The 5436-nt window shown below is 59.6% G+C and carries 4 protein-coding genes, 1 other RNA gene and 1 pseudogene; 2 read left to right on the top strand and 4 right to left on the bottom strand.

Features of this window, described 5'->3' with window-relative positions; genetic code table 11:
* From VN623_RS02145 to VN623_RS02135, 3 genes are all read right to left on the bottom strand, one after another.
* The coding region (locus VN623_RS02145) for a dihydrofolate reductase (RefSeq protein ID WP_325567645.1) at positions 1 to 188 on the bottom strand (188 nt) is incomplete at its 3' end.
* Positions 189 to 200: 12 nt separating this feature from the next.
* Complete coding sequence (locus VN623_RS02140; protein WP_325567643.1) at positions 201 to 995, bottom strand: thymidylate synthase; 795 nt, start codon at positions 993 to 995, stop codon at positions 201 to 203.
* A 58-nt stretch (positions 996 to 1053) separates the two neighbouring features.
* Positions 1054 to 1839: a CPBP family intramembrane glutamic endopeptidase gene (locus tag VN623_RS02135; RefSeq protein WP_325567641.1), complete on the bottom strand. Its 786-nt coding sequence runs from the start codon at positions 1837 to 1839 to the stop codon at positions 1054 to 1056.
* Positions 1840 to 2000: 161 nt separating this feature from the next.
* On the opposite strand from VN623_RS02135, the gene ssrA reads away from it, so the two are divergent.
* Positions 2001 to 2379, top strand: a transfer-messenger RNA (tmRNA) gene (gene ssrA / locus VN623_RS02130).
* Positions 2380 to 2469: 90 nt separating this feature from the next.
* Positions 2470 to 3156 (top strand): SspB family protein, encoded by a 687-nt coding sequence (locus tag VN623_RS02125; RefSeq protein ID WP_325567639.1) that lies wholly within the window; start codon positions 2470 to 2472, stop codon positions 3154 to 3156.
* A 116-nt stretch (positions 3157 to 3272) separates the two neighbouring features.
* On the opposite strand, the pseudogene VN623_RS02120 reads toward VN623_RS02125, so the two are convergent.
* A pseudogene (locus VN623_RS02120) lies at positions 3273 to 4961 on the bottom strand (arylsulfatase).
* Between the last annotated feature and the right edge of the window lie 475 nt (positions 4962 to 5436).

Below are 5436 nucleotides of genomic sequence, written 5' to 3'. Positions count from 1 at the left end.
ACGACAATGTTGTCGCGACCGTCGAGCGGCTTGCCGATCGATTGAAACGTGCGCCGGCCCATGATGATGGGCTTGCCCATCGTCAACCGCCTGAAGGTCTTGAGGTCCGACGACAGCCGCCACGGCAAGCCACCGTCGCGTCCGATGACGCCGTTTTCCGCTACGGCAACGATAAGGCTGATTTTCATGTGACGATCGTCCTAAACCGCAACCGGCGCCTTGATGTGCGGCCAGGGGTCGTAGCCGACGAGGGTGAAATCTTCAAACTTGAAATCGAAGATCGACGACACGCCGGGATTGATGTCGATGCGCGGCAGAGCCCTTGGAGCACGCGATAATTGCAAGTCGGCCTGCTCCAGGTGATTGAGATAAAGGTGCGCGTCCCCGAAAGTATGCACGAAGTCGCCCGGCTTTAATCCGGTGACCTGCGCCATCATCATCGTCAGAAGCGCGTAGCTCGCGATATTGAACGGCACGCCGAGGAACACATCCGCCGACCGCTGATAGAGCTGGCATGAAAGCCGGCCATCGGCGACGTAGAATTGAAACAGGCAATGGCACGGCGCCAGCGCCATCTTCGGAATGTCGGCAGGGTTCCATGCCGATACGATGAGCCGGCGGGAGTCCGGATTACGCTTGATCTCCGCGACGACGTCGGAGATCTGATCGATCGCCGTGCCATCGGGTGCCGGCCAGCTCCGCCACTGCTTACCGTAGACCGGGCCGAGATCGCCGTTCTTGTCCGCCCACTCGTCCCAGATGCCGACGCCATTGTCTTTCAGGAAGCGCGTGTTGGTATCGCCGGCTAGAAACCAAAGCAGCTCGATGACAATCGATTTTGTATGCAGCTTCTTCGTCGTGACGAGCGGAAAACCGTCCTCCAGATTGAAACGCATCTGGTGCCCGAAAACAGACAGCGTCCCGGTGCCTGTGCGGTCCGTTTTCTTGACGCCTTCGGTGCGCACGCGGCGCAAGAGATCGAGATATTGCTGCATGAGCTGAAAACTAGCGCGATTCGGAGTGCCGATCCCTCGGGCGCGGCCTCCTCGTTGATTATCCGACGGAAAGGAAGTTGTCGGGAGCGAACGCCAAGGCAAGTACGATCAAAGAGTTGTAGGCGCCGTGGCAGACGATCGGCGTCACGAGCGTTCCGGTCCGCTCGCGTAGGAAGGCGAGGTAAAGCCCGATGAGGGTGATCGCGACCAGCCCATAGGCCGAATAATTGGCGTGAAGCAACGCCCACATGACGGCCGTCAGGAGTGCGGCCCCGGTCATGCCGAAAGGCGTTCGCCTCAAGGCGCCATAGAGCAGCCCGCGGAAAAGGCACTCCTCGGCCAGCGGCGCACCAACTCCTGCCGCGAGCAGCAACAACCACCACGTCCGCGATTTCATCATTTCCGCGAACGGCTCGATATCGTGACTGAATGCCTGCTTATCGACCGAGTAGACCAAGCCTCCGTAAATACCCGCCAGAACAAGGAGCGCGAGCACGGCAAGAGCAAGTGTCCTGGCGCCGCCCAGCGGCATCTGAAAAGGCAGGAACGACGTGTCGGGAAACCGCAGGCGAGCGTTAGCCAGAAAGACCAATAGGATCGTGACGCACTGAAAGACGACAAGAGAAAGAGTTACGCGCGCCGTCAGCAGCGCCGTCATCTCGCCTGCGGCAAATGCGCGGGGCTCATCGACACGGGCCCACGTATCGAACAGGGCGGCGGCTCCATATCCCGCCGCTGTTGCAAGAAGGATAATCGCCAGCGACACCGCCAGCACCAGCGCCGCCCGCCTCCAAGATCCAATTCCAACGGGCGCCGAAGCACGATCTTCCAACAGAACACTCACTATTCGGCTTCTCCCACTCGATGCCGTGCCGCCATTTCAATTTCACTTTGCGCATTTAGGCTGGATTGCGGACCGAAATGCAGCCCAAAAACCACCAAGCAGGCCCAGCCGCGGCCAATGGGTAACAGGTTCTTCACGCCGGCGGCGCAACAGCGCTCGAAGTGCTTTGTTTCGAGCCGCATGCACACTATATTCGGTGTGCTGGCTTGCCAGCTATGGTGATAAACGCGGTCGTAATAAGCCGATCGGACCCGGGGGCGGTACCCGGCGCTTCCACCATATGCCGCAGCCTGCCGCTATTTCGAGTTGGCGCGGCGGCATCTGATGGGGGCGAAATAGGATCGACGAAGGCGTAAAGGACTTTGCTTTTGCCCGGCATGATACCACCGTTATCGGGTCATACAGAATAGTTGCCAATGACAACTATGCTGAGGTTGCTCTCGCTGCGTAATGCGGCGCGATTAGCCTGAACTCGAAGCCCTTGCCCCTAGCCGGGTAAGGCGCGGTCCGGAGGGCACCGGGCAACAGAAGCCCTCCACTCTTCTTAACTTCTTGGCGCACGGTCTTGACTGGACGGCAAAACTGCTCTCAGACGTCGACTGAATACACGGGATTCTTGAAGGCTGAGGTATGGCAACGGGGCCGACCATAGATTACGCGAAGTTGCAGCAGGAGGCGATGCGCGGTGTCGTGCGCGCCGTGCTGCATCAAATCGTCAAGACGGGGCTGCCCGGCGAACATCATTTTTATGTTTCGTTTCTGACGCAGGCGCCGGGGGTCATTCTCTCGAAGCGTCTGAAAGAAAAATACCCGAGCGAAATGACGATCGTCCTGCAGCATCGCTTCTGGGATCTGATCGTCTCGGACGATCGCTTCGAGGTGAAGCTGACGTTCGATGGCATTCCCGAGCGACTTGTCGTTCCGTTTGCCGCCATCAAGGTGTTTATCGACCCGAGCGTGCGCTACGGCCTGCAATTCGACGAAGAAGCCAGCGACCGCGAACTGGCCGCTTCCCGCCACGCGATAACCGCCGACGGCGCTTACGATCAATTCGGCGAAGCCAATGCCGATAGCCCGCGCACCATCCCGAAGAAGTCGCGTACGCCCCGCAAGCCGCGCGGCGACAAGGACGGACCGGCCACGCAGTCTTCTCGAACATCCGCCGGATCTGCCGAGCCGGCGCCGCCCAGCCCCGAGCCCGCCACGCGCGCCGGCGAGCCGCGCGACAAGGACGCGGACATTGCGACGATCGAAAAGGAACCTGCGCCCGAGACCGGCGCCAAGATCCTAAGCCTCGACCAGTTCCGCAAGAAGTAGCGGCTGGGTCGGCAGATCGCGCCGACGCATAGCGCTCGCAGAGTCAGCTTCTGACCCAAAGCGGATATCGCGCCGGCCCGTCGTCGACAAATGCGGGCCTACACGGCATCGTCAGATCAGCCTCCTGACGGCTTCTCCAACTGCTCCATGATCTGATCGACGCTGAAACTCGAGGGCCTTTGACGCGGCGGGAATTCTTTGAACGTATCGACGAACTTCTTTACGAGCGCCTGTGCGGGCACGACAAGGAACGAACGCCGGAACAAAAAGTCGTTGTAAGTGTTCGAGGTGATCTCGGCTCGCTCGTAAGGATCCATGCGCAGGTTGAACATGGTCGGCGCCCGCATACACGTGAATGGTTCGCGCCAAATAGCCAGCGTACCTTCGGTCCGCTGCTCGCAAAAAACCACCTTCCAATTCTGCACCCTGATAGCCACAAGTTGGCCATCGTCGTTGAAGTAGAAGAACTCCTTGCGCGCCGACTTCTCCTGCTGACCCGTGAGATAAGGAAGCTGGTTATAGCCGTCGAGATGATTCTTGTAGGTCCGCCCTCCGCCGGCATCCCAGCCCTTCACAAGCCGTTCCTTGACGTCGGAGTCGCCGGCTGCCGCGAGCAAGGTCGGCAACCAGTCGAGGCCCGAGAACATTTCGTTGGAGACTGAGCCCGGCTTGATGTGGCCCGGCCAGCGGACGAAAGCGGGAACGCGGAAAGCGCCTTCCCAGTTCGAATTCTTCTCGTTTCGGAAAGGTGTCATGGCGGCATCCGGCCACGAGTTCATGTGTGGCCCGTTATCCGTCGAGTAGACGACGATTGTGTTGTCGGCGATGCCAAGATCGTCAAGCGTCTTGAGAAGTTTGCCGACGTCACCGTCGTGCTCGATCATGCCGTCGCCGTACTCGTTGTCCGGCATACCGCTCTGACCCCGCATCGAGTCGCGCACATGCGTGAAGGCATGCATGCGGGTCGAGTTGAACCAACAGAAAAACGGTTTCTCCGCCTGGACCTGACGCTTGATGAAATCGACTGCGGCGTCAGTGGTCTCGTCGTCGATCGTCTCCATGCGCTTCTTGGTGAGCGGCCCCGTGTCCTCGATTGTCTGCTTACCGACCTTGCCGAAGCGCGGATCAACGGTCGAATCGTCTTTGTCCGTGGCCTTGCATTTGAGAACGCCGCGTGGGCCGAATTGGGCTCGGAACGCGGGGTCTTTCGGGTAATCCGGGTGCTCTGGCTCCTCCTCGGCGTTCAAGTGCTAGAGATTGCCGAAAAACTCATCGAAGCCGTGCACGGTCGGTAGAAACTCGTTCTTGTCGCCGAGGTGGTTCTTGCCGAACTGGCCGGTAGCATAACCAAGCGGCTTTAAGGCTTCAGCAATGGTGATGTCTTCGGCGCGAAGTCCGAGATCCGCGCCCGGCAGGCCAACCTTGGAAAGACCGGTGCGTAGCGTTGCCTGTCCGGTAAGAAAACTGGACCGGCCCGCCGTGCAACTCTGCTCGGCATAGTAGTCGGTGAATTTCATGCCTTCTTTACCGAGGCGATCGATGTTGGGTGTTTGATAGCCCAAGAGGCCAAAGGTGTAGGCGCTGATATTGCTCTGGCCGATGTCGTCGCCGAAGATGACGAGAATGTTGGGCTTGCCACTCCTAGGCGGTGGCTCTGCGGCCGGTTCGGGGGCTTGTGCCTGTGCAGTCGTTGCTGCTGTGGCGGTCAGTGCGAGCAGCGACGCACTGCTGAGCAGAATATTTCTGCGATTGATCGCAAGGTTATCTTGAGCCGTCAGCTGTGTTGAGCACTTGTCCTCACGCATGGGTCGGTCTCCCGGATGGTTGGCTAACCTCCCTCGGTCCCGTCCATTAAGGCGACTATCGACATTCACTCAGCTCAATGGCTTCGGCAATGGCAATTTCCTCCTAATCAAGCGATTGGCGCCGGACGTAGGCCACGTCGTCCCGTCCCTTTTTGATTTGCGCCTCCGACTCTGCTCCGCAGAGCCAGCCGGAGGCACTGGCCTCTTGGCACGCCGGAGAAGGCAGGGGATCCAGCGCAGGAATCGTCGAAGACGCCAAATATTCGGTCGGCCACCTGAGCTTCGATAACCTCCATTGTCATCCCGGGCGAGCCCACTTGCGAGACCCGGGACCCAGTGCTGCATCTAAGAGTCTGGGTCCCGGCTCTACGCTGCGCTTCGGCCGGGATGACAAGCGAACGTGAACCAGCGCGATCCCGATACCAGCGTCACAGCCATTACGTTCTCGACAAACCCCGGCGTATGGGCGACGAAG

It is taken from the genome of Hyphomicrobium sp., assembly GCF_035572195.1.
Lineage (GTDB): Bacteria > Pseudomonadota > Alphaproteobacteria > Rhizobiales > Hyphomicrobiaceae > Hyphomicrobium_B.
The sequence above is the reverse complement of the archived record's forward strand: the minus strand, read 5'-3'. Positions and strand labels throughout refer to the sequence as shown.

Bases quoted from the DNA above. Each gene is read 5' to 3' on its own strand.
- VN623_RS02125 (WP_325567639.1), top strand. From the start codon at position 2,470: ATGGCAACGGGGCCGACCATAGATTACGCGAAGTTGCAGCAGGAGGCG.
- VN623_RS02140 (WP_325567643.1), bottom strand. From the start codon at position 995: ATGCAGCAATATCTCGATCTCTTGCGCCGCGTGCGCACCGAAGGCGTC.